Source organism: Phycicoccus elongatus Lp2 (genome assembly GCF_000367525.1).
GTDB lineage: Bacteria > Actinomycetota > Actinomycetes > Actinomycetales > Dermatophilaceae > Phycicoccus_A > Phycicoccus_A elongatus.
Genome location: NZ_HF570956.1, coordinates 724,854 through 742,019, shown reverse-complemented (window position 1 = coordinate 742,019; position 17,166 = coordinate 724,854). Strand labels below are relative to the sequence as shown.

Genomic DNA, 17,166 nt, shown 5'->3' with positions numbered 1-17,166 from the left:
CAGCCGGTATGCCGCGGGGCTCAGTCCCAGCGCAGCAGGCCGCGGCGAGCGGCGTGGACCAGGCCGACAACAAGGATCGCGATGAAGACGCCGATCTCGACAAGGGAGCGCAGGCCAAGGTTCGGATGGCGGACGACGAGCGCCCACGGGAAGAGGTAGACGGCGTCGACGGCGAAGACGACGTAGAGAAAGGCGAAGCCGACGTAGCGGATCTGGCTCTGCGCCCAGCCCACGCCGACCGGGTCGACGCCGGACTCGTAGGTGGTGAGCTTGGCCGGGGTCGCGGCCCGGGGGGCGATCAGCCGACGCGCGGTCATGCCCGCGGTCACGAGGAGGATCCCCGCGAGGATCACCGCCGTGACGACGACATAGCCCGAGGTGCCGGTCATGGGCGAAGCCTAGCGATGGTCAGTCCTCGGAACGCCTACCAAGGGTGGCCTAAGCGCGGTCGTAGGATGGATTGAACGCCTCCGGCCCCGGGGGCAGCACCCCCCGCAGGTCCAGGTGATCCGTTGAGCAGCAAGACCGTCGAGTCGATCGACCGAGTCGTCATCCGTTTCGCCGGGGACTCCGGCGACGGCATGCAGTTGACCGGCGACCGCTTCACCAGCGACACCGCCGCGATGGGCAACGACCTGTCGACCCTGCCCAACTTCCCGGCCGAGATCCGCGCCCCCCAGGGCACCCTCCCCGGCGTCTCGAGTTTCCAACTGCACTTCGCCGATCACGACGTGCTCACCCCCGGGGATGCCCCCGACGTGCTCGTCGCGATGAACCCTGCCGCGCTCAAGGCCAACCTCGCCGACGTGCCCCGGGGGGCGACGATCATCGCCAACACCGACGAGTTCGGGACCCGCAACCTTGCCAAGGTCGGGTATGCCGCCAACCCCCTCGAGGACGGGTCGCTGGAGTCGTGGCACGTCCACGGCCTGCCGCTGACGTCGATGACCGTCGAGGCGTTGGCCGACTTCGACCTCACCCGTAAGGAGAAGGAGCGCGCGAAGAACATGTTCGCGCTCGGTCTGCTCTCCTGGATGTACTCCCGCCCCACCGACGCGACCGAGAACTTCCTCGCCAAGAAGTTCGGCTCCAAGCCGGAGATCCTCGCCGCCAACCTCAAGGCGCTCGCCGCCGGCGTGGCCTACGGCGAGACCACCGAGGAGTTCGTTTCCGCGTATGCCGTGGGGCCGGCTCCGATGCCGGCGGGCACCTACCGCAACATCACCGGCAATGCCGCGCTGGCGCTCGGGCTGGTCGCCGCCTCTCACCGGTCCGGCCTGCCGCTGGTGCTCGGGTCGTATCCGATCACCCCGGCCTCCGACATCCTGCACACGCTCTCGTCCCTCAAGCGCCACGGCGTGACGACGATGCAGGCCGAGGACGAGATCGCCGGCATCGGCATGGCGCTGGGCGCGAGTTTCGGTGGGGCACTTGGGGTCACGACGACTTCTGGTCCCGGTGTCGCGCTCAAGTCCGAGACGATCGGGCTGGCAGTCTCCTTGGAGCTGCCGCTCGTCATCGTCGACGTGCAGCGCGGCGGGCCCTCGACCGGGTTGCCCACCAAGACCGAGCAGGCCGACCTGCTGCAGGCGATGTTCGGGCGCAACGGCGAGTCGCCGGTGCCGATCGTCGCGCCGCAGACCCCGAGCGACTGCTTCGACGCGGCGATGGAGGCGGTGCGGATCGCGACGACTTATCGGACGCCCGTCTTCGTGCTCTCCGACGGCTACCTCGCCAATGGCTCGGAGCCGTGGCTGGTGCCCGAGGTCTCCTCGCTGCCCGCGCTCGAGGTGGAGTTCGCCACCGAGCCCAATGGGGTTGACGCACAGGGGAACCGGGTTTTCCACCCCTACCAGCGCGACGCCGAGACGCTGGCCCGTCCGTGGGCGGTCCCCGGCACGGCGGGGCTGGAGCACCGGATCGGCGGCATCGAGAAGGCCGACGTCACCGGCAACATCTCCTACGACCCCGACAACCACGACCGGATGACGCGGCTGCGCCAGGCCAAGGTCGACGGAGTGACCGTGCCCGACCTCGAGGTCGACGACCCGTCGGGGTCCGCGCGGGTGCTCATGCTCGGGTGGGGCTCGACCTACGGCCCGATCGCGGCCGCCGTCCGGGCCGCGCGCAAGGCCGGACACGCTGTTGCCCGCACCCACCTGCGCCACCTCAACCCGTTCCCGGCCAACCTCGGTGAGGTGCTCGCGGCATACGACCGGGTCATCGTCCCGGAGATGAACCTCGGCCAGCTCGCGCTGCTGCTGCGCGCGAAATACCTCGTGGACGTCCGGTCGCACACCGCTGTGCGCGGACTCCCCTTCACGACAACCGAACTCGCCGACGTCATCACCGCGGCGATCGAGGAGCTCGCATGACCATCGACCTCGGGATGCCCCAGCTGCTGGCCAACGGCCTGGCCGGGGTGCCGGCACTGGCGGCCGACGCCGCCAAGCAGACCAAGAAGGACTTCACCTCCGACCAGGAGGTGCGCTGGTGCCCGGGCTGCGGCGACTACGTCATCCTCGCCACCGTCCAGGGCTTCCTGCCCGAGCTCGGGCTCAAGCGCGAGAACGTCGTCTTCGTCTCCGGCATCGGGTGCTCCTCGCGGTTCCCGTACTACGTCGAGACCTATGGCATGCACTCGATCCACGGACGCGCGCCGGCGATCGCGACCGGCCTGGTCACCGCCCGCCCCGACCTGTCCGTGTGGGTCGTCACCGGTGACGGCGACGCCCTCTCGATCGGCGGCAACCACCTCATCCACGCCATGCGGCGCAACGTCAACCTGACGATCCTGCTCTTCAACAACCAGATCTACGGGCTGACCAAGGGCCAGTACTCCCCCACCTCCAAGGTCGGGCAGGTCACCAAGTCGACGCCGATGGGGTCGGTGGACCAACCCTTCAACCCGGTGTCGCTGGCCCTGGGTGCGGAGGCGACCTTCGTCGCGCGCGCCATGGAGTCCGACCGCGCCGAGCTGACGACCATCCTCAAGGCGGCGGCCCAGCACCGCGGCACCGCGCTCGTCGAGATCTACCAGAACTGCCCGATCTTCAATGATGGCGCCTTCGACCTGATCAAGGACCGCACCCAGCAGGAGGCCCGTCTCGTGCGGCTGCGTGCCGGTGAGCCGGTGACGGTCGGCACCGAGGAGGAGCGCAAGGTCCTGGTCCGGGGCACGGACGGCGGCCTCGTCTTCGTGCCGGAAGCGGAAGCCGACCCCGCGGCATACGTCATCCATGAGCCGGGCGCCGCCGACCCGAGCCAGGCCTTCGCCCTCTCGCGGCTGGACACGGCCGACATGACGCACGTGCCGATGGGGATCTTCCGGCAGGTCGAGCGACCGTCCTACGACGACCTCGTGCGGGCCCAGGTCGACGGGGCCCAGGATGTCGCGGGCGGACCGGCGGGCGATGCCGACCTCGACGCGCTGCTGCGCGGGAACGACTCCTGGACCGTCGCCTGACGCTGCGCCCTGCCCCATTTGTGACACCAGGTACGTCGGATGCGGCCGCTTCCCGCCGCCTGCCGCCCCATTTGTGACCCCAGGTCCGTATGCCGCGCGGACGCCTCGCGCGTGTGCCGCACCTCAGGCGTACGCTCGGCCGGTGACCCAGCCGCCTGCCGCCGCCTCGGCCGACGCGGAGCTGCGCAAGGGGACGCTCTACGGCGCCGCGGCCTACGCCATCTGGGGGACCTTCCCGCTCTACTTCCACGCCCTCAAGCCCAGCGGCCCGTGGGAGATCCTCGCCCACCGGATCGTCTGGACCTTGGCGTTCTGTGGGCTCATCCTGACCATCCGGCGCGACTGGGGGTGGATGCGGACCACCCTGCGCAACCCGCGACTCCTGGGCGGCCTCACGGTCGCCGCCCTCGTCATCGCGGTCAACTGGGTCGTCTACATCCTCGCGGTCGTGTCAGGACGCACCTATGAGGCGGCGCTCGGCTACTTCCTCAATCCGATCGTCACGGTCGGGCTCGGGGTGCTCGTCCTCGGCGAACGACTGCGCCGGCTGCAGTGGGCCGCCGTCGGCGTTGGCGCCCTCGCCGCCATCTACCTGACCGTCGCCGGTGGCGTGGTGCCGTGGATCCCGGTCGTGCTCGCGGCATCCTTCGCGACCTATGGGCTGGTCAAGAAGCGCGTGGGCGCCTCACTGGCGGCGATGCAATCACTGGCCACCGAGACGATCGTCCTGGCACCGGTCGCGGTCGGCATCCTCGCGTGGCTGGAGGTCGCGAGCACCCCGACCCTGGGACGGCACGGCGGCGTGCACACGGGGCTTGTCCTCTCGGCCGGGATCGTCACCGCCATACCGCTGCTCTTCTTCGCCGCCGCCGCCCGCCGGGTGCCGCTGGTGACCATCGGCCTGCTGCAGTTCATGACGCCGGTGCTGCAGCTCCTCTGTGGCGTGCTGCTCCTCGGTGAACATGTCGCGCCTGCCCTGTGGGTCGGGTTCGGCATCGTCTGGGTGGCGCTCGCGCTGCTCACCCTCGACTCACTGCGCTCCGCTCGCGCTGGTCGGGCCCAGGTCGCCCGGACCGACCTCGAGGACCCCGAGCCCTGAGGGCGACTCGCAACGTCCGGCAAGTGGACGGCATTTCAACCACAACGCCGGACACAACGAGAAGGCCGTGCGCAACGTCCGGCGCGGCGAGCACACACCAACCCTTTTGCCGGACGCAAGGGAAGTCGGCAGCGATCCCCCCGCGCGACCCCACGCGTGCCCTTGAATGGGAGCCATGATCCCCCACGTCCCCGAGCCGGTCACCGGCGACATCGTCCAGCTCATCCTCGACGACCACCGCCTCTTCGAGGCGCTCCTGCGTGAGCTCCGCCTCGACGTCGCCAACCGCGAGGTCCTGCGTGCCTGCTTCGCCGACGTCGTCCTCGCGCACGGCGAGGCCGAGGAGCAGCACGTCTACACCAGCCTGCAGCGCCGCCGGACGATCACGGCCCACGAGGCAGAGCACGGCGAGGAGGAGCACGCCGAGCTCAACGCCGCGATCCTCGCCCTCTGGGAGTGCAAGGGCCTGGACACCCAGAAGTTCGACGACGCCGTGGAGGAGGTCACCAAGGCGATGAGCCACCACATCGCCGAGGAGGAGCAGAGCATCCTGCGCGACGCCGACCAGGACCTGGGAGTCGAGGCCCGCGCCGACCTCGGCAAGGTCTTCTGCGCGGCGCGCTCCAAGGGGTTGGCCGACCACATCGGCGCCGAGGCCTCGCTGCGGCGCATCGTGGCTCGCGCCGAACGCGGGGGGCTACTGCCCCCGGAGGGCGAGTCAGAGGAGGAGTGACACCCGCTCCCCCCGTGCCTGAGGTTGGGGGGTTCTTGAGGTCTCACGACGTCGACACGGCTCGCCCCGACCGCCACGGATGACCGATCATTCTGCGCATGGCGATCGACACCCGCACTCCACGCACCGGCCAGCGCTGGCACCCGGCGTGGACCGTCGCCGCCGTCACCCTCGGCGCCCTCGTCGCCGCGGCCGCCTTCCGCTCCTCGACCGGGGTGCTCATCGAGCCGATCGAGTCCGAGTTCGGGTGGACCCGCGCCACGACCTCCGGCGCGGTCTCGCTCAACCTGGTGCTCTACGGCCTGGCAGCGCCCTTCGCTGCCGCGGTGATGGAGCGCTTCGGTCCGCGGCGCGTCGTCACGCTGTCCCTGCTCCTCGTGGGGCTGGCCAGCCTGGCGACCACCTTCATGACCGCCCCGTGGCAGCTCTGGCTGCTCTGGGGCTTCGTCATCGGCATCGGCACCGGCGCCATGGCCCTCGTCTTCGGCGCCATCGTCGCCAACCGGTGGTTCCACACCCACCGGGGCCTGGTCATGGGCGTCTTCTCGGCGGCCAACGCCACCGGCCAGCTGATCTTCCTGCCCGCGATCGCCTGGGCCGCCGAACACCACGGATGGCGCTCCGCGGCATACGTCACCGTCGGTCTCGCCCTGCTCATGTCCCTCCTCATCTGGCTCTTTCTCGGTGACCAGCCCGCCGACCGCGGCATGCTCCCTTACGGGGTGGCCGAGGGGTATGCCGTGGAGGCGCCGCCCGCGACCACCGAGTCCCCCGCGCGGGCCGCGATCCGCGTCCTGCGCCAGTCCTCGCGGTCGTGGGCCTTCTGGGCGCTCGTCCTGACCTTCTGGGTGTGCGGTTGGTCGACCAACGGCCTGATCCAGACGCACTTCATCCCCGCCGCCCACGACCACGGCATGGCCCAGACGACGGCCGCCGGCCTGCTCGCCCTGGTCGGCATCTTCGACGTCCTCGGCACCGTGGCCTCGGGCTGGCTCACCGACCGGATGGACTCGCGGGTGCTGCTCGCCATCTACTACGGCGGCCGCGGGCTGTCGCTGCTCGCCATCGACGCCGTCCTGGCGCCGCACGTCGAGCCGGGGATGTGGGTGTTCATCGTCTTCTATGGCCTGGACTGGGTCGCCACCGTGCCGCCGACGGTCGCCCTGTGCCGCCAGCACTTCGGCATCAAGGACTCGGGCATGGTCTTCGGCTGGGTGTTCTGCGCCCACATGGTCGGCGCCGGCATCGGCGCGAGCATCGCCGGCTGGATCCGCACGGCGTCGGGCAGCTATCACTCGGCGTGGCTGCTCGCCGCGGCACTGTGCTTCATCTCGGTGGGCCTGGCCCTCTCGATCCGCAAGCGCCCCATGACTGTCGCCACCTGACCGAACCGGGGCGGAGCCAAGCCATCCAACGCGCCATCACCCACTTGCGCGGCTCCCAGCTCGAGGCGGCCTATCTCGAGGCCATCGAGGAGTGGGAGGCGTCGCCTGATGCCGCTGCGTGGGACAAGACCTCGGGGGACGGGCTCAACGCGTGAGGCGAGGTGAGATCCGGTATGCCGACCTCGAACCGCATCGTGGATCCGAGGCCAACCAACGACGGCCGGTCGTGATCGTCAGTAACGACGGACTCAATGGCGCGGTTCGCACCCTTGGCCGCGGGGTCGTCACCGTCGTCCCGCTGACGAGCCAGACCCTGAAGGTCCACCCGTTCCAGGTCCTCCTGCCGTCCGGGGACACCGGTCTTCCGCACGACAGCAAGGCACAGGCCGAGCAGGTGCGCGCCCTCGACTCTTCCCGGTTGGGGCCACCGATCAGCAGGCTGAGCGGTGCGCTCATGGCGTCACTGGACGATGCGCTGAGGCTTCACCTCGCGCTCTGAGCGGGTCTCGTGACCCGCTCAGCCGACGCGGTCGACGACGCCGAGGGCAAGGGCCTGCAGGGCGGCCTTGGCGTCGGAGTCGGGGAGCGGGTCGAGGATCTCCTGCGCGTGCCGAGCCACGGCATAGGTTTCCTCGCGGGCCAGGTCCATCGCGCGGTGCGCCCGCAGGAGGGTGAGCGCCTCGGCCAGGTCGGCATCGTTCGAGAGGTCACCGACCAGTAGCGCCTTGAGGCGATCATCGGCCGGATCCGTGGAGGCCAGGGCGTGAATCACCGGCAGGGTGCGCTTGCCCTCGCGCAAGTCGGTGCCCGGAGTCTTGCCGGTCTCCTCGGCGTCGCTGGCGATGTCGATGAGGTCGTCGGCGAGCTGGAAGGCCATGCCCAGGTGCTCGCCGTAGACGCGCATCGTCTCGACGACCTCGGGCGGGCACCCGCCGAACATCGCGCCGTACCGCGCGGCCGTCGCGATGAGCACACCCGTCTTGTCGGCGAGCACGCCTCGGTAGTACTCGAGCGGGTCGGCATCGGCCGGCGCCGGCCGGTCGTCGCGGATCTGGCCCGCGCAGAGCCGGATGAAGGTCTGGGCCTGGATCTTGACCGCCTCCGGGCCGAGGTCCGCGACGATGTCGGAGGCCGTCCCGAAGAGGAGGTCACCGACGAGGATCGCCGTGGAGTTGTCGTATGCCGCGTTGGCGCTCGGCGCTCCACGGCGCACGTCCGCCTCGTCCATGACGTCGTCGTGGTAGAGCGAGGCGAGGTGGGTCAGTTCGACGCCGGTGGCGGCCGCGACCACCTGGTCGTTCACGCCCGAGCCGAGCTCGGACGCCAGAATCGTCAGCAGCGGCCGGAAGCGCTTACCGCCGGCGGCCGCCAAATGACCAGAGGCCTGCGCAATGAAGGGGTCAGCGTGGTCGATCCGCCTCTCCAGCAACGCATTGACTGCGGCCAGACCCTGCGTGAGGGTGACCCTCAGTTCCTCGGAGGCTCCGGGCAGCGCCAACACCGACGGTGTGCCGGACACTCGCTCGGGCGAGCCGGGCGCCACGACCTGGCTCACACTCACAGGAGGAAGGTGGAGGCGTCCTGGGCCAGCTGGAGCAGCAGGCCCGGGACGATGCCGAGCAGGAGGGTGGCGAGCACGCCCACCGTGACGACGATCGTCGTGGCGACCGACGGGGTCAATGCCACGACATCGTCCTCGGGTGCCTGCGTGAAGTACATGAGGACGATGATGCGGAAGTAGACGTATGCCGTGACCGCGCTGGCGAGCACACCGATGACGACGAGAAGCACACCCATGGTGCCGCCGCTGTGAATCGCCGGTGCGAAGACCGCGAACTTCGACGTGAAGCCCGAGGTCAGCGGGATGCCGGCGAAGGCGAGCAGGAGCAGGCCGAAGATGCCGGCGACGACGGGGTGCTTGCGACCGAGGCCGGCCCACTGCGAGAGGTGGGTTGCCTCGGACCCGCCCTGGCGGATCATCGCCACGATCGCGAACGCGGCCAGAGTGGCCAGACCGTAGGCGACGAGGTAGAACATCACGCCTGCGATGCCGTTGCCGTCGAAGGACAGCAGGCCGACGAGGATGAAGCCTGCGTGGGCGACCGAGGAGTAGGCGAGCAACCGCTTGACATCGGTCTGGGTCACCGACAACACAGCGCCGACGATCATCGTGGCGGCCGCGATGAGGCCCACCCCGACCCGCCAGTCCCAACGCGAGACCTCGAGGCCGACGTAGGCGATCCGCAGGATCGCGCCGAAGGCAGCCGCCTTCGTCGCCGCCGCCATGAAGCCGGTGATCGGTGTGGGCGCACCCTGGTAGGCGTCCGGCGTCCACGAGTGGAAGGGCACGGCGCCGACTTTGAAGAGCAGACCGATGAGCACGAGGATCGCGCCGGGGAGCAGCAGACCGTTCATCTGCGAGGAGTTCGTGGTGATGGCTCGGGCGATCAGCTTGAGGTCCGAGGACCCGGAGAAGCCGTAGAGCAGCGCGGCGCCGAAGAGGAAGAAGGCCGAGCTGAAGGCGCCGAGCAGGAAGTACTTCAGCGACGCCTCCTGCGACAACAGGCGACGACGGCGAGCCAGGCCGGTGAGGATGTAGAGCGGCAGTGAGAGAACTTCGAGGGCCACGAACATCGTGATGAGGTCGTTCGCGGCGACGAAGATGAGCATCCCGAAGAGCGAGAAGAGCGCCAGCGGGAACACCTCGGATGTCGCGAATCCCGCCCGTGTCGCGGCTGCTTCCTGCGGGGACCCGGGCGAGGACGCGCCCATCGGGGTGAACGCGTCGGCGGACTTGCCGCCGAAGCGCTCCGACATGGCGAGCACCCCGAGCAGGCCGAAGACGAGCAGGGTGGCCTGCAGGAAGAGCGCCGGACCGTCGATGGCGAGCGACTGCCCGAGCGTGACGGCCTTGTGCGGGACGGCCCAGACGAACAGCGCCACGAGGGCCGCGGCGATCGTGGCGAGGGTGAGAACCAGTTGGGCGCCGTAACGGGTCGAGCGCGGAGCGACCGCCTCCACGAGCACCCCGATCAGTGCGCCACCGACGACGACCAGCATGGGGGCGATGGCGGCGTAGTCGACCTTGACGGCCTCGAAGACGGCCGGAACCGCGGCGGACATCACTTGGCACTCCCAGCGTTGGTCGGGGCCGGGTCAGAGGCGCCGACGATGTCCATCGTCTGCTTGACCGCGGGGTTGACGAGGTCCAGGACCGGCTTCGGGTAGAACCCGAGGACGAGGAAACTCGCGATGATCGGGATGACGACGGCCTTCTCCCGCCAGGACAGGTCCAGTGGCGCCGTCCTGTCGGTGAAGTTCGGCTTGGGACCGGTGAAGATGCGCTGGTACATGAGCAGGATGTAGAGCGCCGCGAGAACGATGCCCAGGGTCGCGATCACGGCGGCCGGCTTGTTGACCTGGAAGGTGCCGGCGAGCACGAGGAACTCCGAGACGAAGCTGGACAGGCCGGGCAGTGCCAGCGACGACAGGCCGGCGACCAGGAAGGTGCCCGCCAGGACGGGCGTCACGCGCTGCCAGCCGCCGTAGTCCGGAATCCGCTTCGACCCGCGCCGGGCGATGAGGAAGCCCGCGAGCAGGAAGAGCCCGGCCGTGGAGAAGCCGTGGTTGACCATGTAGAGCGCCGAACCGGCACCAGCGGTCGAGGTGAGCGCGAAGATGCCCAGCACGATGAAGCCGAAGTGGCTGATCGAGGTGTAGGCGATCAGGCGCATCATGTCCGTCTGGCCAATGGCGAGCAGGGCACCGTAGAGCACGGAGATGACCGCCAGCACGGTGATGACCGGCGTCGCCCACGCGCTCGCCTCCGGGAAGAGCGAGAGGCAGAAGCGGATCATCCCGTAGGTGCCGACCTTGTCCAGGACACCGACGAGCAGCACGGCCGTCGCGGGTCGAGCCTCGGTCGAGGCGTCCGGCAGCCAGGTGTGGACCGGCCACATCGGGGCCTTGATGGCAAAGGCGATGAAGAAGGCGAGGAACATCCAGCGCTGCGCCTCCACGGAACCGCCGACATTGCCGATGAGCTTCTCGACGAGGAAGCCGTCGGCGCCACCGGGGCCGTGGACGTAGAGGGCGATGACGCCGACGAGCATGACCAGGCCACCGGCGAGGCTGAAGAGGATGAACTTCATCGCGGCGTACTGGCGGCGCGGGCCGCCGAACAGGCCGATGAGGAAGTACACCGGGATGAGCATGGCCTCGAAGAAGACGTAGAAGAGGAAGACGTCCGTCGCCGCGAAGACACCCACCATGAAGGGCAGGAGCGAGAGCATCAGGGCGAAATAAGTCTTCGTCCGCTTCGGGTCCTCCCCCGCACCTTCACCCAGGTCGTTCCAGGCAGCCAGGATGCAGACCGGTGCCAGCACGCAGGCCATGACGATGAGGGCCAGTGCCACGCCGTCGACGCCCACGGCATACGACACCCCGAATTGCGGGATCCACGAGTGGGTCTCGGTCAGCTGGAACTGCGGGCCGGCCGCGTCCCACTGCGCCCAGCCGACGCACGCGAGCACGAGAGTGACCAGCGAGGCCCCGAGGGCGATCGGCTTGGCCAACGCGGCGCTCGCCGCCGGGAGGGCGGCAATGACGACGGCACCGACGAGCGGCACCACCATCATCAAGGTGAGCAGGGGCAGCGTGGTCATCAGTTCATCACCCACAGGACACCGAGGACGGCGACGACACCGGTGAGCATCGTCAGGGCATAGGAGCGGACATAGCCGTTCTGGAGGCGCCGCAGGCGGGAGGAGAAACCACCGATCGTGGCGGCCAGGCCACCGGCGGTGGCGTCGACCCCCTTGGTGTCGGTGAAGACCAGAGCCCGCGTCAGGTGGATGCCGGGCCGCATGAAGAGGCCCTCGTTGATGGCGTCCTGGTAGAGGTCCGCGCGTGCGGCCTGGGTGAGCAGGTTCCCCTCAGGTGCCCGCTTGGGCACCTCCTCGCGCCAGTAGCGCCAGTAGGCCAACAGCAGGCCGGCAGCGACGACGAGCAGGGTGATCGCCATGAGCGGCCAGTTCGTGTGTTCCTCGTGCTCCTCGCCACCAAAGACCGGGTGCAGCCACTGGGCGAAGCCGGCGAAGGCGAGGATCATGCCGAGCAGACCGGACCCGATCGAGAGCACGATCATCGGGACGGTCATCGTCGCCGGCGACTCGTGCGGGTGCTGCCCGTCGGTCCAGCGCTTCTCCTTGCCATGGAAGGTCATGAAGAAGAGGCGGGACATGTAGAAAGCGGTGATGCCGGCGCCGATGAGGGTGGCCAGGCCGAGGATCCAGCCGCGCGTGCCGCCGACGGCAAAGGCGGACTCGATGATCTTGTCCTTGGACCAGAAGCCGGCGAAGGGCGGGATGCCCAGGATCGCGAGCCAGCCCAGCCCGAAGGTCACCCAGGTGACCTTCATGGCGCCGGAGAGGCGACCGAAGCGGCGCATGTCGACCTGGTCGTTCATGCCGTGCATGACCGACCCGGCCCCCAGGAACATCCCGGCCTTGAAGAAGCCGTGGGTGAGCAGGTGGAAGATCGCGAAGGCGTAGCCGATCGGGCCCAGGCCGGCGGCGAGCATCATGTAGCCGATCTGCGACATCGTCGAGGCGGCGAGCGCCTTCTTGATGTCGTCCTTGGCGCAGCCGACGATCGCGCCGTAGAGCAAGGTGATCGCACCGACGATCGCGACGGCGAGTTGGGCGTTCGGGGCGCCCTCGAAGATCGCGTGCGAGCGGACGACGAGGTAGACGCCGGCGGTGACCATGGTCGCCGCGTGGATGAGCGCGGACACCGGGGTCGGGCCGGCCATCGCGTCACCGAGCCAGGACTGCAACGGGAACTGGGCCGACTTGCCGCAGGCACCGACGAGCAGCAGCAGGCCGATCGCGGTGAGCTGGGTGGTGGAGGCGCCGTCGACGCCCGCGTTGACCGACGCGAAGTCGACCTTCCCGAAGGTCGCGAACATCATCATGATCGCGATCGAGAGCCCGAGGTCACCGACCCGGTTGACGAAGAAGGCCTTGTTGGCCGCGGTCGCATACGCCGGGTTGTGGTTCCAGAAGCCGATGAGCAGGTAGGACGCCAGACCGACACCCTCCCAACCGACGAAGAGGAGGAGGTAGGAGTCGGCCAGGACGAGCACGAGCATCGAGGCGACGAAGAGATTGAGGTAGGCGAAGAACCGGCGCTTGTCCGGGTCGTGCTCCATGTAGCCCAGCGAGTAGACGTGGATCAGCGACCCGACAAAGGTGATGAGCAGGACGAAGCTCATCGACAACTGGTCGACGAGCAGGCCGGCGCTGAGCTGGAACTGCCCGGCCGGGATCCAGTTCCACAGCTCTGCGTGCGCAGCCCGCTCCTCGGCGCCCAGGCCGAGCATGGTGACGAAGATGACCGCGCCGACGGCGAAGCTGGCCCAGGACAGGCCGGTCGCGAGGGCGGGGCCGAACTTGTTGGTGCGCTTCCCTCCGAGCAGGAGGATCGCCGCGCCGAGCGCCGGCAGGGCGATGAGCAACCAGGCGTATGCCGCGTGGCCACCTTCGGTGGCTGCGGCGCCCTCGGTCGCCAGCGACTGGATGAGTGTGTGCACGCCGTTGCTCCTCACAGCTTCAGCAGGTTCGCGTCGTCGACCGAGGCCGAGCGGCGGGCGCGGAAGATCGCCATGATGATGGCCAGCCCGACGACGACTTCGGCGGCGGCCACGACCATGACGAAGAGCGCGATGGTCTGCCCGTCGATGTTGCCGTGCATCCGCGCGAAGGTGACGAAGGCGAGGTTGGCGGCATTGAGCATCAACTCGACGCCCATGAACACGATGATCGCGTTGCGGCGGGTCAGCACCGCGGCTCCCCCGATGCAGAACAGGATCGTGGCCAGGTAGATGTAGTTGACCAGGCTCATCGTGACGAGTCCTCCTCGATCTGGCCGGCGATTCGGTCCTCTGCTTCGACGTAGCGCTCCGGCGTCGTGACCTGGTCACGAGCCGTGAGGACGCGGGACACCGACAGCGGGGTGGGCGTGCCGTCGGGGAGCAGGGCCGGGGTGTCGACCGCGTTGTGCCGGGCATAGACACCGGGGGCCGGCAGGCCGGCGACATACTCGCCGCGCAGCACCCGACGCTTGCTCCAGTCGCGCTGGTTGCGGCCCTTGCCCAGTCGCTCGCGATGGGCCAGGACCATGGCGCCGAGGGCGGCCGTGATCAGCAGGGCTGAGGTGACCTCGAAGACCCAGACGTAACGACCGAAGATCAGTTCGGCCATCGCCGAGACGTTGCCGGTCTCCTCGTTGATCGACTTGACCCCGGCCGGCTCCGGGTAGGTGACCGAGCCGAGCGCCGCGGTCAACAGACCCCCCAGACCCAGGACGAGGACCGCGGTCGCCAGACGCTGACCCTTGAGGGTCTCGAGCAGACCGTCGGAGGAGTCCACACCGACGAGCATGAGCACGAAGAGGAAGAGCATCATCACGGCGCCGGTGTAGACGAAGACCTGGATGACGCCGAGGAAGTGCGCATCCTGCGCGATGTAGAAGATGCCGAGGATGATCATCGTCAGCGCCATGCCGAGGGCGGCGTGGACTGCCTTCTTCGCGAAGATCAGGCCCAGGGACCCGAGGACGGCGAGCGGGCCGAGGATCCAGAAGAGGACGGCTTCACCGGTGCCGGGAGCATTGCTCATCGGTCGACTCCCTTTCCGCGCGTGACACCGGCGCCGGGCGCGGTGCGGTGCTTGGCCGCCGGGGCGCCCGCCGCGGCCGGGTCGTCGACGCCGTAGGTCTCGACCCACTCCTGCTGGGCGGGCGTGGCCTGGGTGACCTTGCCCAGGAAGTAGTCGCGCTCCTCCATGCCGTCGGCCATCGGGTGGGGCGGCTGGAGCATGCCCTTCTGGAGGGGGGCGAGCAGTTGGTCCTTGGTGAAGATCAACTCGGCGCGGCTGCTGTCGGCCAGTTCGTACTCGTTGGTCATCGTCAGGGCGCGTGTCGGGCAGGCCTCGATGCACAAGCCGCAGAAGATGCACCGCAAGTAGTTGATCTGGTAGACGCGCCCATAGCGTTCACCGGGGCTGTACCGCTCCCCCGTCGCGTCGTTGTTGGAGGCACCCTCGACGAGGATGGCATCGGCCGGGCAGGCCCACGCGCACAACTCACACCCGACGCACTTCTCGAGGCCGTCGGGGTGGCGGTTGAGTTGGTGCCGTCCGTGGAAACGGGGCGCGGTCGGGCGCTTGACCTCGGGATACTCCTCGGTGGCGACCTTGCGGAACATCGTCGAGAAGGTGACTCCGAAGCCAGCGATGGGGGCGAAGAGATCACCCAGGAAACTTCCGGACTTGCCCTCCCCGGTGGCGGGGGTCGGCTTGGCGTCAGCCACGGATGGCCTCCTTGTCGGTGACGGCCTCGGAACGGATCGCGGCCGCTGTCCGGGTCGGCTCGGCCAGCGTCTGGCCGGGCAGCGGCGGCACGGGATGACCACCGGCGAACGGATCGATGGATGACTGCGGGGCGTCGGCCGCAGCGGCCTCCTTGGCGGCTGCCCGGCTGTCCCACCACCAGCCGACGATGAGGGCACCGACCGCGACCACGCCGACCAGGGCGAGCGAGGCGACCGGGAAGGTCCGGCCGAAGAAGTTGACCCCGCCCTCGCCGAGCCAGCCGTTCTGGGCGCCGCGGAAGAAGGCGACGAGGACCACCCAGACGAGGGTGGCCGGGATGAGGAACTTCCACCCGAACTTCATGAACTGGTCGTAGCGGACACGAGGCAGCGAGCCGCGCAGCCAGACGAACATGAACATAAACAGCCAGAGCTTGATGGTGAACCAGAGCAGGCCCCACCAGCCCTCGTTGAACATGCCGTCGTTGATCGCAGCGATGCCAGGAGGCGCCAGCGGCCCACCGAGGAACATCGTGGTGGCCAGGGCGGCGACGGTGAACATGTTGATGTACTCGCCGAGGAAGAACATCGCGAACCGCATACCGGAGTACTCGGTGAAGTAGCCACCGACGATCTCACCCTCGCCCTCGGCGAGGTCGAAGGGCAGGCGGTTGGTCTCGCCGGTCATCGTGATGACGTAGACGAAGAAGCTGAAGAACGCCGGGACGATGAACCACAGGTTCTTCTGCGCGCCGATGATCTGCGAGGTCGACATCGAGCCGGAGTAGAGGAAGACGGCGACCAAGGAGAGCCCCATGGCGATCTCATAGGAGATCATCTGAGCGCTCGCACGCAGGCCACCGAGCAGCGGGTAGGTCGAGCCGGAGGACCAGCCGGCGAGCACGATGCCGTAGATCCCCACGCCCGCGATGGCGAGCACCAGCAGCACCGCGACCGGGGTGTCCGTGAGTTGGAGCGGAGTGCGGTGACCGAAGAGGTTGACCTCACCGCCCATCGGCATGATCGCGAAGGCGATGAAGCACATCGTCGCAGTGATGAGCGGGGCGATGGTGAAGACGAGGGCGTCGGCCGCCTTGGGGCGCACGTCCTCCTTGAGCATCGACTTCATACCGTCCGCGAGCGACTGCAGGAGGCCGAAGGGACCATTGCGGTTCGGGCCCGGACGCTGCTGCATGCGACCGATGACGCGCCGCTCGAACCAGATGACGATCAGGGTCGACACCAGCAGGTAGACGAAGATGAACAGCGCCTTGATGACAGTGATCCACAGTGGAGTGTCACTGAAGTCGGCGCTCGGGTTGTCCTTGCCCTCGGCCAAGAGGGCCGGTATGCCGTGGGCGACGGTCAGCAGGGCGCTCATGCCACCCCTCCCTTCGTGACGGTCACTCGGTCGCCGGCAGGCGCCGCCAGAGCGGCGCGTAGGTCGCAACCGCGCGAGTTGGTCGGCAACCAGATCACCCGGTCGGCCATCTCGGTGACGGACAGCGGGACGGTGACCTCGGTGCCGTCCGCGAGGCCGACGACGACCTCCTCACCGTCGACCAGTCCGAGTTCCTCGGCAGTGGTCGTGCTGATCCGGGCGGTGGCCCGGGGCGCGGTGCCTGCGAGATAGGGCTCGCCGTCCTGCAGGGACCCACGGTCAAGCAGGTGTCGCCAGGTCGCCAGCGCCAATTGACCAGCGGCGACATCGCGCACCGGCTCGGCGTCGACGGCCGGCGCCGCGGGGCGTTCGCCGCTCCAGGCACCCAGGGACTCCATCTCGGCGCGAACCTCTGCGGCCGTGCGTGCGCCGAAGAACTCGCCCATCGCGTCGGCCAGCATGTCCAGCGCGCGATAGTCCGAGACCGCGTTGGTCGGTGTCGCCGTCTCGAAGGACCGGGTCCGGCCCTCCCAGTTGGCGAACGTCCCCGCCTTCTCCGCGATCGGAGCCACCGGCAGCACGACATCGGCGTGCGCGGTCACGGCGGAGGGCCGGATCTCCAGACTCACCACGAAGGGGGTCGCGAGCGCCGCGCCGGCGTCGGCCACGCCGAGGTCGAGCGGGTCGACCCCGCCGACGACGAGGGCGTCGATCGCGCCGGCGCGGGCAGC

Annotated in this window: 16 protein-coding genes; 6 read left to right on the top strand and 10 right to left on the bottom strand. The window is 69.0% G+C overall.

Going from position 1 to position 17,166, the window contains the following annotated elements; genetic code table 11:
- Nucleotides 1-20 precede the first annotated feature (20 nt).
- A complete protein-coding gene (locus BN10_RS03560) occupies nucleotides 21-389 on the bottom strand; it encodes an NADH-quinone oxidoreductase subunit A (protein WP_010849792.1) in 369 nt (122 codons plus the stop codon).
- A gap of 123 nt (nucleotides 390-512) precedes the next feature.
- Between BN10_RS03560 and BN10_RS03555 the strand changes: the two genes are divergently transcribed.
- The 6 genes from BN10_RS03555 (at nucleotide 513) to BN10_RS03525 (ending at nucleotide 7,182) form a co-directional block, all read left to right on the top strand.
- Nucleotides 513-2,375, top strand: coding sequence for a 2-oxoacid:acceptor oxidoreductase subunit alpha (locus BN10_RS03555; protein WP_010849791.1), 1,863 nt, complete (start codon nucleotides 513-515; stop codon nucleotides 2,373-2,375).
- On the top strand, nucleotides 2,372-3,466 hold the full coding sequence (locus BN10_RS03550; RefSeq protein WP_010849790.1) for a 2-oxoacid:ferredoxin oxidoreductase subunit beta: 1,095 nt from the start codon (nucleotides 2,372-2,374) through the stop codon (nucleotides 3,464-3,466). Before BN10_RS03555 ends, BN10_RS03550 begins: the two co-directional genes overlap by 4 nt.
- 142 nt (nucleotides 3,467-3,608) lie before the next feature.
- Entirely contained in the window at nucleotides 3,609-4,565 is a 957-nt protein-coding gene (gene rarD, locus BN10_RS03545) for an EamA family transporter RarD (RefSeq protein WP_010849789.1), read from the top strand.
- A gap of 175 nt (nucleotides 4,566-4,740) precedes the next feature.
- Nucleotides 4,741-5,298 carry a hemerythrin domain-containing protein gene (locus BN10_RS03540; protein WP_198013998.1) on the top strand — a complete coding sequence of 186 codons (558 nt, stop codon included), beginning with the start codon at nucleotides 4,741-4,743 and terminating at the stop codon, nucleotides 5,296-5,298.
- A 98-nt stretch (nucleotides 5,299-5,396) separates the two neighbouring features.
- Entirely contained in the window at nucleotides 5,397-6,683 is a 1,287-nt protein-coding gene (locus tag BN10_RS03535; protein ID WP_010849787.1) for an MFS transporter, read from the top strand.
- A 151-nt stretch (nucleotides 6,684-6,834) separates the two neighbouring features.
- Nucleotides 6,835-7,182 carry a type II toxin-antitoxin system PemK/MazF family toxin gene (locus BN10_RS03525; RefSeq protein ID WP_010849785.1) on the top strand — a complete coding sequence of 116 codons (348 nt, stop codon included), beginning with the start codon at nucleotides 6,835-6,837 and terminating at the stop codon, nucleotides 7,180-7,182.
- 18 nt (nucleotides 7,183-7,200) lie between these two features.
- Here the strand turns inward: BN10_RS03525 and BN10_RS03520 are convergent, their stop codons facing one another.
- From BN10_RS03520 to BN10_RS03480, 9 genes are all read right to left on the bottom strand, one after another.
- Nucleotides 7,201-8,244 carry a polyprenyl synthetase family protein gene (locus BN10_RS03520; protein ID WP_010849784.1) on the bottom strand — a complete coding sequence of 348 codons (1,044 nt, stop codon included), beginning with the start codon at nucleotides 8,242-8,244 and terminating at the stop codon, nucleotides 7,201-7,203.
- Nucleotides 8,241-9,806 (bottom strand): NADH-quinone oxidoreductase subunit NuoN, encoded by a 1,566-nt coding sequence (gene nuoN / locus BN10_RS03515; protein ID WP_010849783.1) that lies wholly within the window; start codon nucleotides 9,804-9,806, stop codon nucleotides 8,241-8,243. The genes BN10_RS03520 and nuoN overlap by 4 nt, the downstream gene beginning before the upstream one ends.
- Nucleotides 9,806-11,347: an NADH-quinone oxidoreductase subunit M gene (locus BN10_RS03510; protein ID WP_010849782.1), complete on the bottom strand. Its 1,542-nt coding sequence runs from the start codon at nucleotides 11,345-11,347 to the stop codon at nucleotides 9,806-9,808. The genes nuoN and BN10_RS03510 overlap by 1 nt, the downstream gene beginning before the upstream one ends.
- Nucleotides 11,347-13,275 carry an NADH-quinone oxidoreductase subunit L gene (nuoL, locus tag BN10_RS03505; RefSeq protein WP_010849781.1) on the bottom strand — a complete coding sequence of 643 codons (1,929 nt, stop codon included), beginning with the start codon at nucleotides 13,273-13,275 and terminating at the stop codon, nucleotides 11,347-11,349. Before nuoL ends, BN10_RS03510 begins: the two co-directional genes overlap by 1 nt.
- 11 nt (nucleotides 13,276-13,286) lie before the next feature.
- Nucleotides 13,287-13,586: an NADH-quinone oxidoreductase subunit NuoK gene (gene nuoK / locus BN10_RS03500; protein ID WP_010849780.1), complete on the bottom strand. Its 300-nt coding sequence runs from the start codon at nucleotides 13,584-13,586 to the stop codon at nucleotides 13,287-13,289.
- Nucleotides 13,583-14,362 (bottom strand): NADH-quinone oxidoreductase subunit J, encoded by a 780-nt coding sequence (locus tag BN10_RS03495; RefSeq protein WP_010849779.1) that lies wholly within the window; start codon nucleotides 14,360-14,362, stop codon nucleotides 13,583-13,585. Before BN10_RS03495 ends, nuoK begins: the two co-directional genes overlap by 4 nt.
- Nucleotides 14,359-15,054 carry an NADH-quinone oxidoreductase subunit NuoI gene (gene nuoI / locus BN10_RS03490; RefSeq protein WP_010849778.1) on the bottom strand — a complete coding sequence of 232 codons (696 nt, stop codon included), beginning with the start codon at nucleotides 15,052-15,054 and terminating at the stop codon, nucleotides 14,359-14,361. The genes BN10_RS03495 and nuoI overlap by 4 nt, the downstream gene beginning before the upstream one ends.
- Nucleotides 15,047-16,435 carry an NADH-quinone oxidoreductase subunit NuoH gene (gene nuoH / locus BN10_RS03485; protein ID WP_010849777.1) on the bottom strand — a complete coding sequence of 463 codons (1,389 nt, stop codon included), beginning with the start codon at nucleotides 16,433-16,435 and terminating at the stop codon, nucleotides 15,047-15,049. The genes nuoI and nuoH overlap by 8 nt, the downstream gene beginning before the upstream one ends.
- The coding region (locus tag BN10_RS03480; protein WP_040750893.1) for a molybdopterin-dependent oxidoreductase at nucleotides 16,432-17,166 on the bottom strand (735 nt) is incomplete at its 5' end. The genes BN10_RS03480 and nuoH, both read right to left, overlap by 4 nt.